20 protein-coding genes are annotated in these 20,286 nt (G+C 73.9%); 5 read left to right on the top strand and 15 right to left on the bottom strand.

The window, feature by feature from the left end; genetic code table 11:
• Positions 1–2: 2 nt before the first annotated feature.
• From ACZ6TV_RS27680 to ACZ6TV_RS27655, 6 genes are all read right to left on the bottom strand, one after another.
• Positions 3–815 carry an alpha/beta fold hydrolase gene (locus ACZ6TV_RS27680; RefSeq protein WP_465300194.1) on the bottom strand — a complete coding sequence of 271 codons (813 nt, stop codon included), beginning with the start codon at positions 813–815 and terminating at the stop codon, positions 3–5.
• Between the two features lie 90 nt (positions 816–905).
• Positions 906–1,601, bottom strand: a complete 696-nt coding sequence (locus ACZ6TV_RS27675; RefSeq protein ID WP_465300193.1) for a phosphoribosyl-dephospho-CoA transferase MdcG domain-containing protein — start codon at positions 1,599–1,601, stop codon at positions 906–908.
• Between the two features lie 78 nt (positions 1,602–1,679).
• Entirely contained in the window at positions 1,680–2,588 is a 909-nt protein-coding gene (locus ACZ6TV_RS27670) for a triphosphoribosyl-dephospho-CoA synthase (RefSeq protein ID WP_465300192.1), read from the bottom strand.
• Positions 2,589–2,652: 64 nt separating this feature from the next.
• The gene (locus ACZ6TV_RS27665) at positions 2,653–3,096 is read right to left on the bottom strand and encodes an RDD family protein (RefSeq protein ID WP_465300191.1); all 444 of its coding nucleotides are present in this window, start codon (positions 3,094–3,096) and stop codon (positions 2,653–2,655) included.
• Positions 3,097–3,156: 60 nt separating this feature from the next.
• A complete protein-coding gene (locus tag ACZ6TV_RS27660) occupies positions 3,157–3,906 on the bottom strand; it encodes an SDR family oxidoreductase (RefSeq protein WP_465300190.1) in 750 nt (249 codons plus the stop codon).
• A gap of 23 nt (positions 3,907–3,929) precedes the next feature.
• Complete coding sequence (locus tag ACZ6TV_RS27655; protein ID WP_465300189.1) at positions 3,930–4,337, bottom strand: cupin domain-containing protein; 408 nt, start codon at positions 4,335–4,337, stop codon at positions 3,930–3,932.
• A gap of 120 nt (positions 4,338–4,457) precedes the next feature.
• On the opposite strand from ACZ6TV_RS27655, the gene ACZ6TV_RS27650 reads away from it, so the two are divergent.
• Both ACZ6TV_RS27650 and ACZ6TV_RS27645 read left to right on the top strand, forming a co-directional pair.
• Positions 4,458–5,027, top strand: a complete 570-nt coding sequence (locus ACZ6TV_RS27650; protein ID WP_465300188.1) for a hypothetical protein — start codon at positions 4,458–4,460, stop codon at positions 5,025–5,027.
• A gap of 40 nt (positions 5,028–5,067) precedes the next feature.
• On the top strand, positions 5,068–5,856 hold the full coding sequence (locus ACZ6TV_RS27645) for a hypothetical protein (protein ID WP_465300187.1): 789 nt from the start codon (positions 5,068–5,070) through the stop codon (positions 5,854–5,856).
• Positions 5,857–5,967: 111 nt separating this feature from the next.
• Here the strand turns inward: ACZ6TV_RS27645 and ACZ6TV_RS27640 are convergent, their stop codons facing one another.
• The 3 genes from ACZ6TV_RS27640 to ACZ6TV_RS27630 all read right to left on the bottom strand — a co-directional run bounded on the left by ACZ6TV_RS27640 (position 5,968) and on the right by ACZ6TV_RS27630 (position 9,436).
• A complete protein-coding gene (locus tag ACZ6TV_RS27640) occupies positions 5,968–6,738 on the bottom strand; it encodes a phosphotransferase (protein WP_465300186.1) in 771 nt (256 codons plus the stop codon).
• A gap of 5 nt (positions 6,739–6,743) precedes the next feature.
• Complete coding sequence (locus ACZ6TV_RS27635; RefSeq protein ID WP_465300185.1) at positions 6,744–7,691, bottom strand: methylenetetrahydrofolate reductase; 948 nt, start codon at positions 7,689–7,691, stop codon at positions 6,744–6,746.
• A gap of 68 nt (positions 7,692–7,759) precedes the next feature.
• Entirely contained in the window at positions 7,760–9,436 is a 1,677-nt protein-coding gene (locus ACZ6TV_RS27630; protein WP_465300184.1) for an MFS transporter, read from the bottom strand.
• Positions 9,437–9,672: 236 nt separating this feature from the next.
• On the opposite strand from ACZ6TV_RS27630, the gene ACZ6TV_RS27625 reads away from it, so the two are divergent.
• Positions 9,673–10,383, top strand: a complete 711-nt coding sequence (locus tag ACZ6TV_RS27625; RefSeq protein WP_465300183.1) for a YcnI family protein — start codon at positions 9,673–9,675, stop codon at positions 10,381–10,383.
• Between the two features lie 3 nt (positions 10,384–10,386).
• Here the strand turns inward: ACZ6TV_RS27625 and ACZ6TV_RS27620 are convergent, their stop codons facing one another.
• Positions 10,387–10,902, bottom strand: a complete 516-nt coding sequence (locus ACZ6TV_RS27620; protein WP_465300182.1) for a hypothetical protein — start codon at positions 10,900–10,902, stop codon at positions 10,387–10,389.
• 68 nt (positions 10,903–10,970) lie between these two features.
• On the opposite strand from ACZ6TV_RS27620, the gene ACZ6TV_RS27615 reads away from it, so the two are divergent.
• The gene (locus tag ACZ6TV_RS27615; protein ID WP_465300181.1) at positions 10,971–11,825 is read left to right on the top strand and encodes a LysR family transcriptional regulator; all 855 of its coding nucleotides are present in this window, start codon (positions 10,971–10,973) and stop codon (positions 11,823–11,825) included.
• A gap of 137 nt (positions 11,826–11,962) precedes the next feature.
• Positions 11,963–13,546, top strand: a complete 1,584-nt coding sequence (locus ACZ6TV_RS27610) for a pectate lyase family protein (protein ID WP_465300180.1) — start codon at positions 11,963–11,965, stop codon at positions 13,544–13,546.
• A gap of 68 nt (positions 13,547–13,614) precedes the next feature.
• Here ACZ6TV_RS27610 and ACZ6TV_RS27605 read toward each other — a convergent pair whose 3' ends face one another.
• From ACZ6TV_RS27605 to ACZ6TV_RS27585, 5 genes are all read right to left on the bottom strand, one after another.
• Positions 13,615–14,961 carry a WD40 repeat domain-containing protein gene (locus ACZ6TV_RS27605; protein WP_465300179.1) on the bottom strand — a complete coding sequence of 449 codons (1,347 nt, stop codon included), beginning with the start codon at positions 14,959–14,961 and terminating at the stop codon, positions 13,615–13,617.
• The gene (locus ACZ6TV_RS27600; protein WP_465300178.1) at positions 14,958–15,458 is read right to left on the bottom strand and encodes a SigE family RNA polymerase sigma factor; all 501 of its coding nucleotides are present in this window, start codon (positions 15,456–15,458) and stop codon (positions 14,958–14,960) included. Before ACZ6TV_RS27600 ends, ACZ6TV_RS27605 begins: the two co-directional genes overlap by 4 nt.
• A gap of 95 nt (positions 15,459–15,553) precedes the next feature.
• Positions 15,554–16,828: a calcium-binding protein gene (locus ACZ6TV_RS27595; protein WP_465300177.1), complete on the bottom strand. Its 1,275-nt coding sequence runs from the start codon at positions 16,826–16,828 to the stop codon at positions 15,554–15,556.
• Positions 16,829–16,910: 82 nt separating this feature from the next.
• Positions 16,911–19,340 carry a SpoIIE family protein phosphatase gene (locus ACZ6TV_RS27590; protein WP_465300176.1) on the bottom strand — a complete coding sequence of 810 codons (2,430 nt, stop codon included), beginning with the start codon at positions 19,338–19,340 and terminating at the stop codon, positions 16,911–16,913.
• Between the two features lie 137 nt (positions 19,341–19,477).
• Positions 19,478–20,140 (bottom strand): class I SAM-dependent methyltransferase, encoded by a 663-nt coding sequence (locus tag ACZ6TV_RS27585; RefSeq protein WP_465300175.1) that lies wholly within the window; start codon positions 20,138–20,140, stop codon positions 19,478–19,480.
• Positions 20,141–20,286: the final 146 nt, after the last annotated feature.

Raw genomic sequence — 20,286 nt, 5'->3', positions numbered from 1 at the left:
GGTCACGACGGCGGGCAGGTGGCTTCCGCGGCGGCCAGGATGTGATCGGCCACGGGCTGCGGCCGCGAGACGAGCGTCAGGTGCGAGCCGCCCGGCACGTCGAGGACCTTGGCGTGGGCACGGGCGGCCATCGTCCGCTGCGACTCCGGCGTGATGATCCGGTCGGCGGTGCCGATGACGTACCACGACGGGATCCTCTGCCACGCCGCCGCCTTCGACGGGGTGGTGAAGGCGCTCTTCGCCGCGGGCCGCTGCCCCGCCCACAGGGTGCCGGCGACGGGCGCCGGAAGGTCGGGTCCGAACGAGTTGAGGAACACGCTCTTCTTCAGGTAGAGCTCGGGGTCGGTGCCGGCCGGCACCTGGTCGTAGAGCGTCGCCGGGTCCGCGCCGAGCGCGGAGGCCTTGCCGCTGAGCTGGCCGGTGTTCTCGCCGACGGCGGGCGCGGCGGCGTCGACGTAGACCAGCTGCTTGACGTCGGGGTCGTTCGCGGCGGCGTTGGTGATGACCGACCCGCCGTAGGAGTGCCCGACCAGCACGATCGGGCCGTCGAGGGTCTTGAGGAACGCGGCCAGGTCCGCGGCGTCGCCGGTGAGGCCGCGCAACGGGTTGGCGTACGCGCGCACCTGGTACCCGTGCTGCTGGAGCCGTTCGAGCACCCCGGTCCAGCTGGACGTGCCGGCCCAGGCGCCGTGGACGAGCACGACGACGGGTTTCGCGGCGCACGCCCGCACGGGTGCCGGCGCGGCGGCCGGGCCGACGGACAGGCCGAGGCTCAGCACGGCCATCAGCGTCGCGAGCGAAGCGAGGGTCTTCATCACGTACCTCCTGCGGGCGGGGAGCCATGGCGGAGCCGGTGCCAGGTGCCGCAGCATGCCCGGGGCGCCGGGCGCCCTACGGCCTGCCGCTCAAGGCGCTCGCACCAGGCGGGGACCGTCGCCGGTGCGCAACGCCACCGTGGCCGGACCGGCGGCGAGCTCGGCCAGCGCGACGCCCCCGGCCGGGGTCTCGATCAGGCAGTCGACACCGACGGGCAGCCGGCCGCGCAGCTCGGCGGCCCACGCCGCGGTCGGGATGGTGCCGAGGCGGACGATGACGTCGAGGTCGCTGGTGTCGGTCGTGGCGGGATGGCCGGTGGCGAGCTCGAACCCGGCGCTGCCGGTCGGCCCCCAGCCGAGCCCGGTGTCGGCGGCGCTCAGGTCGACTCCGGTGTCGGTGGCGCTCAGGTCGAGTCCGGTTGCGGCGAGGTCGAGTTCGGTGTCGGCGACGGGAGGCCGGCCGGGGGCGGACGCGTCGAGGACCGGGCGGATCGCGCGGAGCGCGGTGAGGGCGGGCGTCCGGTCCCGTCCCGGGTCGTCGTCGGGCCGCAGCTGCTCCGGCCGGACGACGCGGCGCACGTCCGCCGCACGGACCCACGCGGCGTGCCGCTGATGCCGTCCCGGCCCGCGCACCCCGACGGGCAGGTGCCCGTTCGGGGCGGCGCCACGGCGGACGACCACCCACGGCACGGCTTCGAGCGCCTCGGCGACCCACGGCGGCGCGGCGGCGGGGACCACGGCGGCGGGGCCGGCGAGCCGCAGCAGGTCGTGCGTGCGGGCGGTCATCGCGCCTCCCCCCGCCGCGCGGCGTCGGTGCGGCCGGCAGGTGCCGTCGCCGGAAACGTGCAATGCGGGGTCCGCACGTCAGTGTCGCCCTTTCTCTCGGTGGTGCCATGCCGCGTCGACGAACAGCGCGGCCGCCAGCGCGTCGCCGCTGCCGCCGGGGGACAGTCCTTCCAGCCGGCAGTGCCGGTCGAGCCGGTCGAGGGCGGTCGCGCCGGCGCCGGTCCCGGTCCCGCCGGCGGACAGCACCGCCGCGGCGCCGGCCCGCACCGCCCGCAGGCCTTCCGGTCCGCCCCGGTGCAGCAGGCACGTGTCCTCGAGCCGGCACACGCAGGCGAGGAGTGCGTCGCGGCGGGCGGTCGCCTCGTCGAGTCCCGCCGAGCGGGCCGCCCACAGCGCCGGCAACGCCACCCGGACCGCGTGCGGGAAGCCCCGGCGGGCCTCGCCGGTCGCCCCTTCCGCCCCGAACCGCCGCCGGGCGTCCTCGCCGTGTGACGGCGGCCGCCGACCGGCCGCGGCGCCGGGCGCACCGTCCTGCGCCGCCGGGCTCGCGGCCGGGTCGTCGATCGCGGCGAGCCGCGCCGCGAACCCGGATGCCCCGGCGATCGTGCCGGTGGCGGCGAGCCCCGCCGCGAGGAGGCCGAGCGCCCAGAGCGCGCCGCGGTGGGTGTTGACGCCGCCCGTCGTGTCGAGCATCCGCCGCTCGCCGTCCCGGCCGATCACGCCGAGCTCGGCGCGCAGCTCCGGGCCGAGCGGCAGCGCCACGGCCGCGGCGGCGCACGCGGCGACCGGCGCGGCGAGCACCTCGGCGGACGCCAGGAGCATCGGCAGGTTCATGTCGCGGTGCGCGCCGCCGCCGCGCCGGTCGACGAGGCCGGGCTTCGGGGTCAGCAGCGCCTCCTCACGCAGGGCGAGGCAGGCGAGCCGGCCCAGCGGCTCCGGCCCGGCGGCGACGACATCGCAAGCCTCGACGGCCATGGCAGCGGTCACCGGTCCCAGATCCTGTCCATCGGCTCTCACCGTACTGCGCGGATTCCGTTGCGCGGCACCATCTTCAGCGGGTGGACACCACCACGGTGGACGCGGCCGTGTCGTGCCAGCCGCGCTTCCACGGCCCCGGGTCGAACACCGGCGACAGGTAGCACAGGAACCCGCCGATGCCGCACGACAGGCAGCCGGCGATCGCCGGGATGAACGCCCGCCCGAACGCGGCACCCCAGCCGGCCTCGTCGCCGTCCTCCCGCACCACCCGCAGCTTCATGGCCCGCTTGCCGAAGGTTTCGCCGTACGCGCCGATCATGAAGAACTCGTAGCCGCACAGGACCGCGACGGCCGGCAACGCCAGGATCACCGCCAGCGGGCTGCCCCCGCCGACCAGTTGCAGCGCGAGGACGAGCACGAGCACGGCCCCGGCGAGCACCCCCGTGTCGATGAGCCGCGCCACGAACCGGTCCCCGATGGTCGCCGGCTCGCCCGCCGGGCTGGTCGTGCCCTCCACGACGTGGATTCTCCCAGGCGTTGCCCCGCCGTTGGGGGAACCTGGCCGCCGGTCCCCGGTTCAGCGGGCGCCGACGCGGGCCGACCAGTCCTGGAACCGGGTGGGTCCGACGACGGCGCCCGGCCCGGGGATGAGCGCGTCGCCCGGCACGGCGGCGAACAGGCCCGCGGCCGGGTCGACGACGACGGTGCGGTCGTCGTGGTTCGCGGCGAGCGCGATCCGCCCCAGCTCGTCGAGCGTGAAGACGTCGGGTCCGGCCACGTCGACGGTGCCGCGCAGCGGGGCGGCCATGCTGACGTCCGCGACGGCCCTGGCCACGTCGGCGGCGGCGACCGGCCGGATCGGGGTCGCGGGCAGCCGCACGACGCGGTCGTCGCTGGTGGTCCACGACAGCACCGTGTCGACGAACTCGAAGAACTGGGTGGCGCGGACGATCGAGTACGGCACCGGGCCCGACTTCAGGATCTCCTCCTGCAGCGCCCTCGCCCGGTAGTAGGGGATGTTCGGCATCCGGTCGACGCCCACGATGGACAGGACGACCGCGTGGCCGACGTCCGCGGCGACGGCGCCCATCAGCAGGTTGTCCGTGGTGGTGCGGAAGAACGCGGCCGACGCGTCGTCGAACGTCGGCGAGCTGATCAGGTCGACCACCACGTCGGCGCCGCGCAGGCCTTCGGTGACGCCGTTGCCGGTGAGCAGGTCGAGACCGGTCGCCTTGGAGTGCGGCACGGCACGGTGGCCGCGCGCGGTGAGGATGTCGACGACCTGGGAGCCGATGCGCCCGGTCCCGCCGATGACGGCGATGTGCATGATGTATCCCCGCTTTCCCGTGCTCAGGCGCGGCGGTCCGCGCGGTGGGCGAGCTCCTCGTCGTCGACGAGGGTGAGCATCGGCTGTCCCGGCGCGCAGAACATGGTGACGAGGAAACGGACCGGGACGTCGTGACGGTGGTTGCCGTCCTGGTAGTGGATGACGTCGCCGCCCGGCTCCCAGAACGCGTCGCCGGCCTTGAGGATGCGCGGCGGCTCGCCCTCGAGCTCGAACACCATCTCGCCCTCGAGGACGTATCCGAACGCGGGCCCGGCGTGCCGGTGCGGGGGAGCGCCGGGGTCTCCGGGCGGGTACTCCACGACGACCGTCATGGCGTGCGAACCGGCGGGAGCGGCGGGCGCGTGCGCCTCCTGGACCACGGTGACCGCCGACCGCCAGGCGTCGGACCTGATCTGCTGTCGAGTGCTCATGCCGCGCGTCTACCCGGCCGTACCGCGCCCACACCCGTCTTTCGGCCAGGGTCAAAAGGGTGAGGTCGTGACTTCGGGGGCGCAGTAGCGTCGGGCGTGGCTCCTTCGGAAGGATCAGTGATGTCCTCAACCGCAGCCCTATTCGCCATCATCGTCCTCGTCCTGATCGTCCTCGCCCTCGTGGCCACCGCGATCGGGCGGCACCGCCGCACCGCGGCGCTCCGGCAACGGTTCGGACCCGAATATGACCGGGCCGTCGGCGAGCAGCCCAGCCGCCGGGCGGCCGAGCGAGACCTGCAGCGGCGGGAGCGGCGCCACGCCGAGCTGCAGCTGCGGGAGCTCGACCCGCAGCAACGTCAGCGGTATGCCGAGCAGTGGGAGCGCATGCAGGCGCACTTCGTGGAGGAGCCGGAGGCCGCGACCCGCGAGGCCGACGAGCTCGTGACGAAGGTGATGCACGAGCGCGGGTATCCGACCGGGGACTTCGACGAGCAGGTGCAGGACCTCAGCGTCGACCACGCCGAGACCCTCGGTCACTACCGCGACGCACACGAGATCAACAAGGTGAACGAGCGCGGGCAGGCGTCGACGGAGCAGCTGCGTCAGGCGCTGATGCACTACCGCACGCTGTTCGCCGAACTGCTCGGCGACTCGTCGGGCGGCGGCCGGCCGATCCCCCGGCCCGGCTGAGACAGGCGCAGTCAAAGGACCCACACAGGAAGGCGCGATCGTGATGCGTGACGACAGCCCGATCGATCCGGCCGCAGCCGAGCAGCGACGGCAGCAGGCGCGCGAGGCGTCCCAGACGTCCCAGACATCCCAGGCGTCCGAGGCGTCCGAGGCGTTCCAGACGCCACCGGCAACGCCGCAGACCACCCCCGGCACCCCCGGCCCCGAGGCCCGCGACTACCAGAGGGACGCCACCGGCGGGGACACCCGCGGCTACACGGGTGGCGCTCCTGGCGAGGGCACCCGCGGCTACCAGGGTGGCACCACCGGTGAGGGCGCGCAGGAATACCCGGGCGGTGTCCCCGGCGGGGATGCCCGCGGCTACCAGGGTGGCACCACCGGTGAAGGCACCCGGGAATACCCGGGCGGCGCACCCGGTGAGGGCACCCGCGGCTATGCGGGTGACATCACCGGTGAGGACGCCCGCGGATACGCGAGCGGGGGCGCGAAGGACGTCGCGGCCCAGCGGGAAGGGGGCATCCAGCAGCCGCGCGGGCAGGGGCAGGACGTGCCCGGCGTCCGGGATCTGAGCATCTGGGACACCGCGAAGGCCGACGAGTTCCGGCACCGCTGGCACGACGTGCAGACGCACTTCGTGGAGGACCCGCACGGCAGCGTCACCGAGGCCCGGCAGCTAGTCGACGACGCGGTGCGGTCGCTGTCCGACAGCGTCCACGACCGCGAGGAGCAGCTCGAGCGGGCCGGCGCCAGGTCGTCGGACAGCACCGAGGGCATGCGCGACACCGTGTTGCAGTATCACCACCTGCTCGACCGGATCCTGGCCGTCTGATCGCCTGCCGAGGATCCGGAAGATCGTTGGCGGGGAAGGCCGTGCCCCGTGCGGCTTGCTGAGAAAGGCCTTCCCCGTCCTGCTCCTGCGGCATTGCGGCCCGGTCTGGGCTCAGAATGTCAGGAGTTCGTCGGCGGCTGTTCGCAGTGTGGCGTCGACCCCGTGCTCCAGCATCCGTGCGAACGTGGCGTCGCCGGCCGCCGCGGTGCGCCGCATGGTGTCGATGCCGGCGAGGACCCGGCGGCGGACGACCGCGACGAAGTCGGTGGCAGGGCCGGAGTGGCCGTAGGCGTCCAGGAAGAGGCGCAGCCGGCGCGGCCGGTCCGCGAACGCCGTGAAGCCCTCCGCCGCCACGACGTGCCGGGCGTGCAGCGGCACCCAGGCGAACGCCGCCGACGCCAGGTCGTCCTCGGCGGTGGCGGGCGCGGCGAAGTCCCAGTCGAAGAACCCGGTGAGCCGGCCGCCGGCCCAGGCCGCGTTGTAGGGTGCGGCGTCGTTGTGCCCGATGACGAGGCCCGGCCGCCAGGTGGAGCCGTCACGCCAGATCGCGCCCGCGGGCGGGACGAACGACGCGGCGGCGCGGTGGAAGTCGCGCAGCCACCCGGCGACCTGCCGCAGCGCGTCGTCGCTGTGCACCCACGCCGGCCACGGCCGCGCCGCGCCGACCACCTCGCCGGGCAGGAACGACAGCACCTCCCGGCCCTGGTCGTCGATGCCGAGCGCGCGCGGCGCACGATCGAAGCCGGCGTCCTCGAGATGCCGCAGCAGCAGATGTACCGCCGGCGTCCACACCCCCGCGGCGCGCCGGACGGTGTCGCCGACCCGCACCGCACCACCGTCGAACCCACCGGCGAGACGCTGCTCCCCGGTGGGTCCGGACAAGGCGGTCACCGGATGTCGCGCAGCAGGGTGGCGACGTCGGACGCCAGGCGGATCGTGGCGTCGATCTCGGCGCGGCGGATGGAGACGCTCTCGACGTTGAAGCCGAACGGCATGCCGAGGTGCCCGCAGAAGTCGGCGAGGTCCGTGGCGATCGCCATCGCCTGGCGGTAGGACTCGGCGAGCGGGTCGTTCGCGAAGCGGATCGAGTTCTCCAGCCAGCGTGGCACGTCGACGCCGAGCCACCGGACGAACTCCAGCGTCTTCAGCGAGCCGCACAGCGACAGCGTGAAGACGACCGTGCGCGGCGCGATGCCACGGTCCCGGCACTCGTAGAAATAGTCGGAGATCAGGTTCTTGGTCTCGTTGACGTGGTACACCACCTGCGAGACGAAGAACGTGCAGCCGCGCTCCTGCTTGGCCAGCATGCGCAGGTGCTCGTCGCCGCCGCGGGTGTGCCGCTCGCCGATGACGACGGCGCCGAGCGGCAGGTCGGGGCGGACCTCCTGCCGGACGGCGTGGGCGCGACGCATGTCGGTGCGCACCGACTTGTCGCCCGAGGACGCGCCGACGAAGACGCTGAGGACCCGGCGCGGGTCGGCGTTTCGCAGCCAGTCGGCGAGGTCGTCCTCGTGATACTTGCCGACGCACCGGTAGATGACCGCCGGCCGGTCCCACGCCCCGAGGTGCTCCGCGTGGTAGCGGGCCGGGTCGATCGTCGGCAGGTAGGGGAACGGCCGCGCGTCGGGGTTGCGGTCGGACTCGTCGTCGATGTCGTAGAGGATGAGGCCGTCGAGGTCGAGCCTGGCGAGCCGGTCCAGGGTGACCGCGGCGATCTCCTTGACCCGCTCCTCGGTCTCGCTGCGCCTCGGCGGCGTCAGGCTGAACAGCAGCACGCCGGGCCGGGCCTCGGCGAGCAGCTGCTGCAGACTGGGGCGCGGCACGGTTCCAGACATGCCACCACCTTACGAGCCGGGCTCCGCGCGCACGACGTCATGCACCTCACGGCGCAGCCCGTGCGTGGTCAGTGCACCAGCGGCAGGGCGGACGGTGGGTGCCGCTGAAACGGGATGAGGCCCTCGACCCGGTCGGGGCTCAGCTGGAGCACCTGGTCGGCCTTGACCGCGTCCGCGAGCAGCATCGCGGTCGCGGTCGGGTCGGAGCCGGCGACCAGGATGACCGGGATCGTGCCCATATTGATCATGTCGGCGATCGCGGCCGTCTCGTCCGGGTGCGGTGGGGTCTCGGCGATGAGGCACAGCACGGTGTGCGCCGGAAGCTGCCGGCGCAGCCCGGCGATGAGCTGGAAGCCGAGGCCCGCGCCGCCCGTCGGGTTGGGGTCGGCGCAGACGACGGCCACCTCGTGCCGGGTCGCGAGGGCCGCGAGGGACACGGTGATGTCGCCGAGGTGCGCGCGGATCCGCGGTCCGGTCAGCGACACGATCGTGGTGGCGGCCTGCGACGCCTCGTCGGCGGGGACGGGGAAGGTGACGGCGGCACCGATCCAGGCGCGGCGGGCGCGGAGGCTGCTGGCGCTGCTGACGGCCGCCCCGGCGAGGAGGACCAGCCCGATGGAGTACGAGCCGTGGATGCCGTGGACGGTGTTGAGCAGCAGCGCCGGGAACAGCCCGACCGCGCTGCCGAACGCGCTGACCACGCCGATGATGGTGCCGGCCTGCGCGGGCGGCGCGGTGCGGCCGATGAGCGCGAGGACGCTGCCGAACGCGGTGCCCAGCACGACCGCGAGGGCCGCCAGCGACGGGGCCGCGACCCAGGTCAGCGGCGGGTCGAACGCCAGGACCAGCAGCAGCCCGGCGAGCGCGGTGAAGCACGTGCCCAGCACGGTGGTGGGGGCGTGCCGGCGGCACAGCCAGCCGCCGAACGGCCCGGCGGCCGCGCCGACGCAGGCCACGGCGGCCGACCCGAACAGCGCCTGGGTCATGCCGACGCCGTACATGCGGTGCAGGTGCGCCGGCAGGTACAGGTCGAGCGCGATGATCCCGCCGCACGAGACGCCGTACCAGACGGCGAGGTAGCGGGTGACGGGCCGGCGCAGCAGCGCGGTGACCACCGGCCACCCGCCGGCCGGTGGCGCCTTCGGGGTGGGCCGGTCGCGCAGGACGGCGGCGGCCAGCGCGGCGTAGGCGAGCAGCGAGCCGGCGAGGATCAGCAGCCCGTGTTCACGGTCGACGCGCAGCGTCGCCTGGGCGGCGATCCCGCCGGCCGCGGCCAGGCACATGCCGGCCGCGAAGACGCTGAGCGCGAAGCCCCGGCGCCCGGCCGGGACCGCCCGCACGACGGCCGCCGCGGCCGGTGGGAGCACGGCGCCGGCGACCCCGATGGCGCACGCCACGACGATCAGGGCGGGCAGCCCGCTCTCGGCGGCGGCGGCCAGCGCGAGCACCGCGAACGCCGAGGCGACGCTGACGACGGGCAGCACCACCCGGGCGCCGACGCGGTCGGTGAGCACGCCGGCCGGGATCCGCAGGGCCACGCCGACGACGAGCGGGGCGATGCCGAGCAGGCCCCAGGTGCCGGCATCCATGCCGAAGCGCTCTCCGAGCTGCGGGCCGATCGGGCCGATCAGCATCCAGGTCAGGTAGTGCAGGACGTATCCGGCGACGGCGACCGTGAGGGTCAGACCCGGCCTGACCTTCGGCGGCACCGCCGCGCCCGAGGGTGCGGCCCGTCGCATCAGCATCGACGGTCCTCGCTGCCCGCTGGTGTCCATCCGCCCCGATCCCCCCACCCAACGCTGGCACGGTCCTGATGGACCTCACCCCGTCAACGACCGGGCCGCGGGGCGGTTACGCGCCCGCCCCGACCCCACCGCGCCGCCGGCATGGGCCGCGGGAGCGGTGAAGTTCCCGGGAACTTCACGGGCCCGTGCGACGACTACCCGATGCCCCACTCCGCCGACCCGAGGACTGCCGAATCATGCGTCTCATCCGCCCGGCCCGCGCACTTGCCGCCCTGGTCGCCGCCGCCGCTGCCGGCGCGCTCGCCCTTCCCGCCGCCGCGTCGGCGCACGTGACCGTCAACCCGGGCACCGCCACGCAGGGCGGCTACACGAAGGTGACGTTCCGGGTGCCCAACGAGAAGGACGCCGCGAGCACCACGAAGGTGGAGATCGCGATCCCGACCGACAAGCCGATCGCGTCGGTGTCGCTCAAGCCCGTCCAGGGGTGGACCGCCGTCGCGGAGAGCTCCAAGCTCGCCACCCCGATCAAGACCGACGACGGCGAGATCACCGACGCCGTCTCGAAGATCACCTGGACGGCGACGGCCGGCGCGGAGATCAAGCCGCACCAGTTCCAGGAGTTCGACGTGTCGCTCGGGCCGCTGCCGGTCGCCGACCAGATCGTGTTCAAGGCGCTGCAGACGTACTCCGACGGCGAGGTCGTGCGCTGGATCGACGAGCCCGCCGCCGGCGCGGAGGCCGAGCACCCCGCGCCGGTCCTGAAACTGGCGAAGAAGGACGCGACGGCGCCGGCGGCCGGCACGGACGCCGCCCAGGACGCCGCCGCCACGGCGAACGACGGCCAGACCGACGGCACCGCGATCACCCTCGGCGTCGCCGCCCTCCTCCTCGGTCTGGCGGCGCTCGTCGCGGCCGTCCTCGCGTACCGCCGGACCGCCCGGACCTGACGGCTAGCCCACCGTGACGCCGAGGCTGCGCAGGATCGCGGCCTCGGCGTCAGACCAGCCCTCGACGTGCTGGACCCACGCCGGTGCCGGTGCCGGTGCCGGCTGCGGACCGAACAGGAACCGGTGCGCCACGATGCCGCGCAGCGCCTGGTGTACGTCGAGCTTGTCGTCGACGAAGTGGGTGATGCCGAGCTCGGCGCAGTGCCCGGCCTTGTCGGACCGCTTCAGGCAGAAGCGGAGGTGCTCGCGCGGGATGCCGGTGCGCGCGGCGAAGTCGTGGTGGTCGAGCCACTGGCGGGTGTGCCGCTGGACCCGCTCGCCGCACTTGGAGACCAGCCACACCTGCTCGAACCGCGGCGCGAGCCGGGCCAGTGCCTCGAACGCGCCGGGCACGGCCGGCGTGGCGAGCATCTTGGCGGTGTCGCCGCTGAAGAACTGGGTGTCGCCGCCACCTGGGGCGGTGCCGCCGATGATGACCCGGCCGATGTCGACCCCGAGTCGGATGCGTCCTGCGTTCATGCGTCCAGCCTGGCCGCGGCGGCGATAGAACAGAACTATTCTCGCTGCCGCTTCTATAGTTTCTGCCTATGACCGTCTCGCCGGACGCCCTCGCCGCGTTCGTGGTGTTCGCCGACCACCTCAACTTCACGCGAGCCGCGGCGCAGCTGCGGATCTCGCAACCCGCCCTGCACGTGAAGATCGGCAAGCTGGCGCGGTCGCTGGGGCGGCCGCTGTACCACCGGGTCGGCCGGCGGCTCGTGCTCACGCCGGACGGCGAGACGGTGGCACGGTTCGCCCGCGCGCACGACGAGCGGCTCGCGCAGTTCCTCGCCGAGTTCGCCGGCGACACGCCACGGCGGCCGGTCGTGCTCGCCGCCGGTCAGGGCGCCTACCTGTACCTGCTGGGCGACACCGTCCGGGCCGTCCTCGCCGAGGAGCCGACCCGGCTGCGCCTGATCAACTGCGACCACCGGCAGATGCTCGCCGCCGTGCGCACCGGCCTGGCGCACGTCGGGGTGAGCGTCCTGGACGTGCTGCCCGAGGACCTGACGGTCGCCGAGCTGGCGACCTTCCCGCAGATGCTGTTCGTGCCCGAGGGGCACCGGCTGGCCGGTCGGCGTGCGGTCGCGCTGCGCGATCTGCAGGGGGTGGCGCTGGTCGTACCGCCGCAGCACCGGCCGCACCGGGTGCTGCTGGAGCAGGCGTTGCGGGCCGCCGGGACCGACTGGACGGTCGCCGTGGAGGCGGAGGGATGGCCGCTGATCGCGCAGTTCGTCGCGCTCGGCGTGGGGCTGGCGGTGGTCAACGGCTGCGTGCCGCCGCCGGCGGGGGTGGTCGCCAGGCCCGTCACGGACCTGCCGCCGATCACGTATCACGTGGTGCATCAACCAGCGGCGACGGCCGATCCACGGGTGGCGGGCCTGCTGGAGCGAATCCTGTAAATTTCACGATTCCGAAATCCTGCAACAAACCTGCACATCAGAACCCTTGTCGCGGAGGAAAGCGCTTTCCTAGTATCGGGTTCCGTCGATGCTGAGCGGCGCCGCCCCGCCCTCGCACTTTTTAACGGAGGTTTCGCATGACTCCCAAAGGAACCCACCGCCGACAACGGCTCGCGCTGCGGGCCGGTGTGGCCGCGGCCGCCACCGCGCTCGCCGGCACCGCGATCGGCGTGGCCCTCTCGGCACCCGAGGCGGCCGCGGCCACCGGTGGCGTCACCGGCTACGCGACCCAGAACGGCGGGACGACCGGCGGTGCGGGCGGGCAGACGGTCCGGGCGACCACCGGCACCGCCATCCACGCCGCCCTGTGCAACCGGGCCAGCAGCAGCACCCCGATCATCATCCAGGTCGAGGGCACGATCAACCACGGCAACACGACCAAGGTCTCCGGCAGCAGCTGCAACACCGCCGCCGACAAGATCGAGCTCAAGGAGATCAGCAACGTCACGATCATCGGGGTCGGCGGCGGCGCGGTCTTCGACCAGCTCGGCATCCACATCCGCGACTCGAGCAACATCATCATCCAGAACGTGACGGTCAAGAACGTGAAGAAGTCCGGCTCGCCCACGTCCAACGGCGGCGACGCCATCGGCATGGAGAGCACCGTGCGCAACGTCTGGGTCGACCACGTGTCCCTCGAGGCGTCCGGCGGCGAGTCCGAGGGCTACGACGGCCTGTTCGACCTGAAGGACGACGTGCAGTACGTGACGCTGTCCTACAGCACGCTGCGCAACTCCGGCCGTGGCGGGCTCATCGGCTCCAGCGAGAGCGACCGCGGCAACAGCTTCATCACCTTCCACCACAACGGATACTCGAACCTCGACTCGCGCACGCCCCTGCTGCGCGGCGGCATCGCGCACATCTACAACAACTCCTACGTGAGCCTCAACGAGTCCGGCATCAACTCCCGGGCCGGCGCCCGCGCGCGGGTCGACAACAACTACTTCAAGAACTCCAAGGACGTGCTCGGCACGTTCTACACCAGCGAGGCCGGCTACTGGCAGGTCAGCGGCAACATCTTCGACAACGTGACCTGGTCGGCCAAGGGCACCGACAACAACCCCGCGGGCCCGAACCCGACGTCGAACACCAGCGTCAGCATCCCGTACAGCTTCGCCCTCGACCCGGCCAGCTGCGTCCCCGACGTGGTGAGCCGCACCGCCGGCGCCAACAAGGGCCTGCAGGTCTCCAACGGCAGCTGCACCCCCACCAGCCCGACGGGCGGCCCGACGTCCGCCGGTCCCACCTCGCCGCGCCCGTCCTCGCCCGGACCGTCCTCGCCCGGACCGACGCAGGGCGGCACCAACCTCAGCATCGGCGCCGGCTCCGACGGCTCCAGCAAGGGCGGCGGCACCAGCTACGGCGACGTCCGCGACGGCGACATGAGCACCTTCTGGTCGCCGAGCGGCACCACCGGCTCCATCTCCATCAAGTGGGGCACCGCCACCGCGATCTCCCGCATCAACATCCGTGAGGCATCCGGCTCCACCGGCGTCATCCGCAACTGGCGCGTCCTCAACGGCGACACCGGCTCGGTCCTCGCCTCCGGCACCGGCGCGGGCGTCATCACCTTCACCCGCACCTCGATGAAGAAGGTGACCTTCGAGATCACCAGCGCCACCGGCACCCCGAAGGTCGCCGAGTTCGAGACCTACGCCTGACGTTCCCAGCGGGGGCCGGCCCGACCGGCCCCCGCCCCGGCGTCTGCGGGTCCCGTCCCGGGCCCGTATCAGTCTTCCCCAGGGGCAGGCCGCATCCGGGGGCGCGTGACCCGGCGGTACACGAGGAACACCACGGTCAGCAGGAGCACGCCGCCGCCGGCGACCGTCACGACGAACCACCCCGGCCACGGCCCGCGGTCCGGGTCGGCGCGCCGCACCACCAGCGACGGCAGCAGCCCGGTCGCCATCCGGATCTCGTACGCCTGGCAGGTCTGGGTCCCGAACTCGCAGCTGCTGCCGGCGTCGAACCGGCTCAGCAGCGTGCCCGGCAGGCCGCCGTCGAGCGGCACGTCCCGGATCTCGCCCGGACCGTCACCGGCCGCGACCTGCGCGATCACCCGGCGCGCGGACCGCCAGCCGAGCATCTCCTCCGCCGCGATCGGCGCCGCGACGGTCCCTTCGCCGGTCGCGTCGACGAACACGATCCGCCGCTGGTAGTGGGTGACGCTGCCCTCGCTGCCGGAGGTCGTGGCGCCGGTGACGGCCAGCAGCCGACCGTCCGGCGACCACGCCGCGTTGTCCGTGAGGACGTGCTCGCCGGGCACGGCGACGGTGCGCACGACCTGGCCGTCGAGGTCGACGATCTCGACCTGCGGGCCGGTCTGCACCGCGATCCGCTGCCCGTCGGGCGCGAACGACGCCGCGAACACCGGAGTCACGCCGCTGAGCGTGCGGTGCCGGCCGGTGGCGAGGTCCACCAGGACGAGCACCCCGGTGCGCCGCGACTCGGCCGCCATGTCGTTGTACGGGTCGCCCAACGGTGTCGGCACCGCCGAGTACGCCAGGGTCCGCCCGTCGGGGGAGAACGCCAGGGGCACCGCACCCGTCGGCGCCGGCAGCCGCACCTGCCGCCGGTGCCCGGTGCGCAGGTCGACCAGCGTCAGCGCGTCGACGGCCTCGAGGTCGTCGGCGACGACGGCGGTCGTCCCGTCCGGCGACAGCTGCCACGACCGGATACCGCGCCGCCCCTCGGCCGCGTCGAGCTGCCGGTACGTGTCCCGGTCGGCACCGAGCGCGAGCGGCTGGAACTGGTTGAACAGCTCGCCGCTGCCGAACTGGTACAGCATGACGGCCCGCCCGGCCGGGGAGCCGCTGACCGTGCCCGTCAGCGACGAGAACGGCGCGATACGGTCGGGCAGGCTCGGGGTCGTGTCCGGCGCGGCGGGCACCGCGGGCGGCGCCTTCAGCTGGACCAGCCCGGCCGTCCCGGCCACCAGCACGAGGGCCGCGACCAGGGCCGCCGCCACCCGGCGCCGCCGCACGGACCGGCGACCCGCGGTGACGAGGCCCTCGACGTACTGGACGGGCAGCGGCGGCTCGTCGAGCGGCACCGACCGGAACAGCTTCTCGCTCACCGCGCCTCCCAGGCGTAGTCGGGCATCAACCGGCGCAGCGCCGCGAGGGCGTGGGACGTCTGGCTCTTCACCGTGCCCGTCGAGCACCCGAGGACCCGGGCGGTCTCGGCGACGTCGAGCCCTTCCCAGTACCGCAGCACGAGCACCGCCCGCTGCCCCGGCGCGAGCTTGCCCAGCGCCGCCCGCAGGTCGATCCGCTGCTCGGTCGCCTGCTCCGGGGTCTTCCGCTCGGCCAGTTCCCCGAACGGCCGGACGTTGCGTGCCCACCACGACCCGCGATGCTGCAGGAACACGTTGACGAGGACCTGCCGCACGTACGCGTCGGGGGAGTCCGCGGCGTTGACCCGGCCCCAGTGCCGGTACAGCTTGATGAACGTCGCCTGCACCAGATCGTGTGCCTCGTGCCAGTCACCGCACAGGTGATAGGCGGTCCGGCGCAACGCGAGCACCCGGCTGCTCACGTACTGCGCGTAGGCGTGCTCCTCGTCGGCCCGCATGCGGCTCCTCCCTGCTCACCTCCTGGATCGCAGCACGCACCGCTTCGGTTGTGCCCGCCCGCGGAAATTCTCCACGGGATTCTCTCCGCGGGCGGTCAGGGCAGGAGGCCGGGGAACTCGCAGCCGGTCTTGGCGGCGCCGCCGGTGTCGGCGTGGCACCAGTCGGCGTCGGCGCCGCCGTCGAGGGTGTCGTAGCCGGCGCCGCCGGACAGGGTGTCGGCGCCCTGGTCGCCGTGGATGGTGTCGGCGTCGGCGCCGCCGCTGAGGGTGTCATTGCCGAAGCCGCCGTAGATCGTGTCCGCGCCGCCGCTGTCGGTCACGGTGTCGTCGCCGCCGAGGCCGTACGTGATGTCGTTGCCGCCCAGCGGGTAGATGGTGTCGTCGCCGCCGGTGATCGGCAGCCAGTTGCCGGTCGGGTCGCCGCGCAGCACGTTGGCGGAGTCGTTGCCGTACAGGACGTCGTCGCCGGAGCCGCCGGTGAGGTTCTCGACGGCGGAGCCGATGGCGTCGCCCTCCCCGGGCGCGCCGTCGTTGCCGGCGCCGTCGAGGCTGGCGGTCACCGGACCGGTGTGGTCGGCGTAGCTGGCGGTGTCGACGCCGGTGCCGCCGAACATCGTGTCGGCGCCCTCACCGCCGATGAGCGTGTCGTTGCCGCCGCCCGCGCTGAGCAGGTCGTCGCCCGCGCCGCCGGCCAGCGTGTTCGCCCCGGCGTCGCCGATCAGCGTGTCGTCGCCGGGCGAGCCGGTCACCGACTCGACGGACACCAGCCCGTCGTGCTCGGGGCCGCCGTCGCCGGTGGACAGGTCGACGGTCACCGGCCCGGGGTGTCCCGCGTAGCTCACCGTGTCGGTGCCGGCACCACCGTCGATCTGCTCGCCGTACGTGCTCGACGTGATCGTGTCGTTGCCGTTGCCGGCGGCCACGTTGGACCCGGCTATGGTCACCCCGGTCAGGTCGACGGTGTCGTCGCCGTCGCCCGTGCCGATCAGCCAGTGCACCGAGCCGCCGCCGACGATCCGGACCCGGTCGCCGCGGTCGCCCGGCTCCACGTGGACGTCCGGCGACATGGACACGGTGCACTGCGCGAGCGTGTCGTCGGCCGCCACGGGATGGACGCAGTCGCCGGCGACCGCGACCGGGTGCACGTCGTCGACCGTCACGGTGGTGCCCGACTTCGTCACCACGACGTCGTTGGCGAAGCCGGCCGCGCCGGTGAACGTCATGTTGTGGGCGATGTCGGTGCTCACCGTGCCACCGGCGAGCCCGCCCGCGGCCGCCGGCTCCGCAGTGCCGGTGACCGTGCCGGCGACGGTGGCCAGCACGGTGCCCGCCATCGCCGCCACCGTGAACGCGCTCAGCCGCTGCCTCATCCTGCCGTGGTAGCAGCGCCCCGGCCCGCCCGCCGCTCGCGGTCGCCTACCCGACAGGCATCAGGCACACCGCGGGTGCCCGTCAGGCCCGCGGCAGGTCGAACCAGACGAGCTTGCCGCCGGTGGGGACCAGCTCGGAGCCCCAGGTGGTGGCGAGGTGCTCGATGATGTGCAGGCCACGGCCGTTGTCGCTGTCGGCGTCGGTCGGTGACGTGCGGCGCTCCGGCGGGCGGATGCTGGTGTCGTGGACGGTGACCCTCAGCCGCTCGCCGAGGCGCAGCTCGACGGTGACGTCGCCGACCGTGTGCTGGATGGCGTTGGTGATGACCTCGTCGAGGAGCAGCAGCGCGTCGTCGACGACCTGCGGCTGCTGCCAGGCGGTGAGCACGTCGGCGGCGAAGCGGCGGGCCGCGGACGCGCTGATCGCCTCGCCGCGGAAGCGCCGCCGGGCGGTCGGCGGGCCGGTGGGCACGGCGTCGCTGGTCAGGCACAGCACGGCGACGTCGTCGCTGCGCGGCTGCGGGCCGACGTCGCTGGTGAGGATGTGGTCCAGGATCACGTCGGGGTCGCCGGCCGGCGCGCCGGCCAGCGCGGCGAGCAGCTCCCGCAGGCCCCGGTCGATCGGGTGCCGGCGGTCCTCGACGAGCCCGTCGGTGTAGAGCAGCAGCGTCGCCGCGGCCGGGAGCAGCAGCGTCGTGTCGAGGTAGACGGCGTCCGGGGTGACGCCGAGCGGCGGGCCGGGGCGCAGCCGCAGCCGGTGGACGCCCTCGGCGGTGCGCAGCATCGGCGGCGGGTGCCCGGCGGTGACCGCGGTGGCGGTGCCCTCCTCGAGGTGCACCTGCAGGTAGCAGCAGGTGGCGATGGTGTCCGGGTGCATGTCCAGCAGCAGCTGGTTGACGTGGTGCACGACGCTGGCCGGGTTGTGCCGCTCGCTCGCGTAGGCGCGCAGCGCGTTGCGGACCTGGCCCATCGTCGCCGCCGCCGACGCGCTGTGCCCGGCGACGTCGCCGATGACGACCCCGACGACCCCTTCGCCGAGGTCGATGATGTCGTACCAGTCGCCGCCGACGTCCGCGCCGTGGGTCCAGGGCAGATACCTGGCCGCGTGCCGCAGACCCGGCACGTGCGGCAGCGTCGCCGGCAGCAGCGCGCGTTGCAGCGCCGACGCGAGGGTGGTGCTCGCCTCGAAGAGCAGCGCCCGCTGCAGCGCCTGCGCGCCGAGCCCGGCCAGGGCCATGAGCATGGCCTGCTCGTCGTAGTCGAACTCGCGAGGTTTGCGATACCCGACCACGAGGGTGCCGAGGACCTCACCGGCGACGGTCAGCGGCAGGAACGCCCACGCCTGCCGTTCACCGGCCGGCACCGCGATCCCGGGGTCCGGTTGCGTGGCCTGGAACTGGGCGAGCGACGTCAGGTATAGCGGCTGCCCGGTGCGCGCGACGGCCGTCGCCGGATACGGGTGGTCCAGCGGCAGCTCCCGCAGCCGGGCGACGACGTCGGGCTCGTAGCCGTCGTGGAAGCGCAGGTGCAGCTTGTGGTCCTCGAGCAGCAGCAGCGCGAGACCCTGGCCACCGGCCGACGGGCGCAGCACCGAGCCGATCGCCGCATACACCTCGGCGGTCGTGCTCGCCGCGACCAGCGCCGTCGTCGCCGTCTGCAGCGCCGTGGCGCGCGCCGCCGCCTCCGTGGCGCGGGCGGCGGCCTGCTCCGCCTCGGCGGCGATGGCGGCGAGGTGCCGCTGCTGCTGGACCTGGTCGGTGACCTCGCGGAACGACACCGCCACCGCGGGGGTGCCGGCGTCGGCCCGGGCCCGGGCGATCTTCACCTCCCAGACCTGGCCGATGTGCGGATACGTGCGCTGCTCCAGCCACGGCTCGCCGGTCGTGGCGACCTGGCGATAGCGGTCGAACAGGCCGTCGGCCCAGCTCTCGGGCAGCACCTCGCTCAGGCGGTGGCCGATGACGTCCTCGGCGGTGCGGCCGGTGAGCTTCGCGCCGAGCTGGTTGACGTAGTCGCAGACGAAGTCGACGATCGCGCCGTCGCCGTCGGTCACCGCGCGCAGCAGGGTGAAACCGTCGAAGGCGGCGTCGAGCGCGTCATACAGCCGGGTCCCGCCGGCCGACTGCGGCGCCACGGTCACCTGGCGCAGGTCGACGAACCGGACCCCGAACCCGTCGCCCCACGGGCTGACCCGCAGCTCGAAGTGCCCGGCCAGGTTGGGCCGGTCGTAAAACACCGTGCGGGTGACCGGCTCGCGGGTCTCCACGACGCGGCGATACAGCGGGATCGTCCCGTCGTGGACGGTCTCCGGCCACAGCTGCCGATATCGCCCGCCGACCAGCTCCTCGCGGGGGCGCCCGGCGAAGCGGCAGCCGGCGTCGTTGATGTAGACCAGCTCGAAGTCGACGATCTGGCCGTCCTCACGCACCGCGGTCGCGAGGACCCAGCCCTGCCGCTCGTCATCGAGCATCGCCAGCAGCCACGCGTCAGGGAGCGCGACGGCGTCGACCAACGAGCCACTTCCCTCCGGACCGCGTCCCCGTGACGCCCTTCGAGCCTCCCTACCAGTATTTCGCATGGACGGACCGGCGTCGAACGCGTCCCCTCGCCTCGGGGTCAGGCCGTCGTGCCGGGCCGACGGTCGGCTGATCAATGCGTGCTGAGCAGCAGGTACCGCTCATCGGTGATGGTCCTGCCCCACAGCCGGTCGGCGCGCAGCGGCCGCACGTCGGCGTCCCGGCCGTGCCGGCGCACCAGCGCCTCGCACTGCGCCGCGGACAGTCCGGCCCCGGTGTCCCATCGCCCTTCGATGAGGACGAGCCTGCCGTACCGGCGCAGCAGCCGGATCCACCGGCCGACGGTCGCGTGCGGGTCGGGCACCGCCCACAGCACGTGCCGGACCAGCACGACGTCGAAGGACCCGGCGGCGAACGGCGGCAGGCTCGCGTCCCCCCGCACCAGGGTCACGCCGGCGCCGCGCTCCGCGGCCTTGCGCCGGGCGACGCCGAGCATCTCCGCCGACGCGTCGAGGCCGGTGAGGCGGTGCCCGGCCGCGGCGAGCAGGACCGCCAGGCTCCCGGTCCCGCATCCGATGTCGACGATCGACGCGGGCGCGGCGGGCAGCACCTGCGCCAGCAGCTCGGCCCATGCCCCGCGCACGGCGGGATCCCTCAGCCCGTGGTCCGGCTCGTCGTCGAACGTCGCCGCGTGCCGGTCCCAGATCGTCCCGCCCATCATCGTCCCGCCCGTCATCGTCCCGCCCGTCATCGTCCCGCCCGTGATCGTCCCGCTCGCCTCGGAAGCGTTCCACACGGCGGGTCCGGGTGCGGCCCGGTTGCGGGACGGGTGCGAGACCGGTCGATGTGGCACGGGTTACGCGAGCCGGGCGGCGGACCGGCCGATCAGGGGACAACAGGCGTCCGACGGGCGCCGCACGATCGAATGACCGCAGCACGCGA

It is taken from the genome of Dactylosporangium sp. NPDC051087, assembly GCF_055586325.1.
This window is presented reverse-complemented; position numbering and strand designations above follow the sequence as displayed.

Bases quoted from the DNA above. Each gene is read 5' to 3' on its own strand.
- ACZ6TV_RS27680 (WP_465300194.1), bottom strand. From the start codon at position 815: ATGAAGACCCTCGCTTCGCTCGCGACGCTGATGGCCGTGCTGAGCCTC.
- ACZ6TV_RS27675 (WP_465300193.1), bottom strand. From the start codon at position 1,601: ATGACCGCCCGCACGCACGACCTGCTGCGGCTCGCCGGCCCCGCCGCC.
- ACZ6TV_RS27660 (WP_465300190.1), bottom strand. From the start codon at position 3,906: ATGCACATCGCCGTCATCGGCGGGACCGGGCGCATCGGCTCCCAGGTC.
- ACZ6TV_RS27655 (WP_465300189.1), bottom strand. From the start codon at position 4,337: ATGAGCACTCGACAGCAGATCAGGTCCGACGCCTGGCGGTCGGCGGTC.
- ACZ6TV_RS27650 (WP_465300188.1), top strand. From the start codon at position 4,458: ATGTCCTCAACCGCAGCCCTATTCGCCATCATCGTCCTCGTCCTGATC.
- ACZ6TV_RS27635 (WP_465300185.1), bottom strand. From the start codon at position 7,691: ATGTCTGGAACCGTGCCGCGCCCCAGTCTGCAGCAGCTGCTCGCCGAG.
- ACZ6TV_RS27630 (WP_465300184.1), bottom strand. From the start codon at position 9,436: ATGCTGATGCGACGGGCCGCACCCTCGGGCGCGGCGGTGCCGCCGAAG.
- ACZ6TV_RS27625 (WP_465300183.1), top strand. From the start codon at position 9,673: ATGCGTCTCATCCGCCCGGCCCGCGCACTTGCCGCCCTGGTCGCCGCC.
- ACZ6TV_RS27620 (WP_465300182.1), bottom strand. From the start codon at position 10,902: ATGAACGCAGGACGCATCCGACTCGGGGTCGACATCGGCCGGGTCATC.
- ACZ6TV_RS27615 (WP_465300181.1), top strand. From the start codon at position 10,971: ATGACCGTCTCGCCGGACGCCCTCGCCGCGTTCGTGGTGTTCGCCGAC.
- ACZ6TV_RS27610 (WP_465300180.1), top strand. From the start codon at position 11,963: ATGACTCCCAAAGGAACCCACCGCCGACAACGGCTCGCGCTGCGGGCC.
- ACZ6TV_RS27600 (WP_465300178.1), bottom strand. From the start codon at position 15,458: ATGCGGGCCGACGAGGAGCACGCCTACGCGCAGTACGTGAGCAGCCGG.
- ACZ6TV_RS27595 (WP_465300177.1), bottom strand. From the start codon at position 16,828: ATGAGGCAGCGGCTGAGCGCGTTCACGGTGGCGGCGATGGCGGGCACC.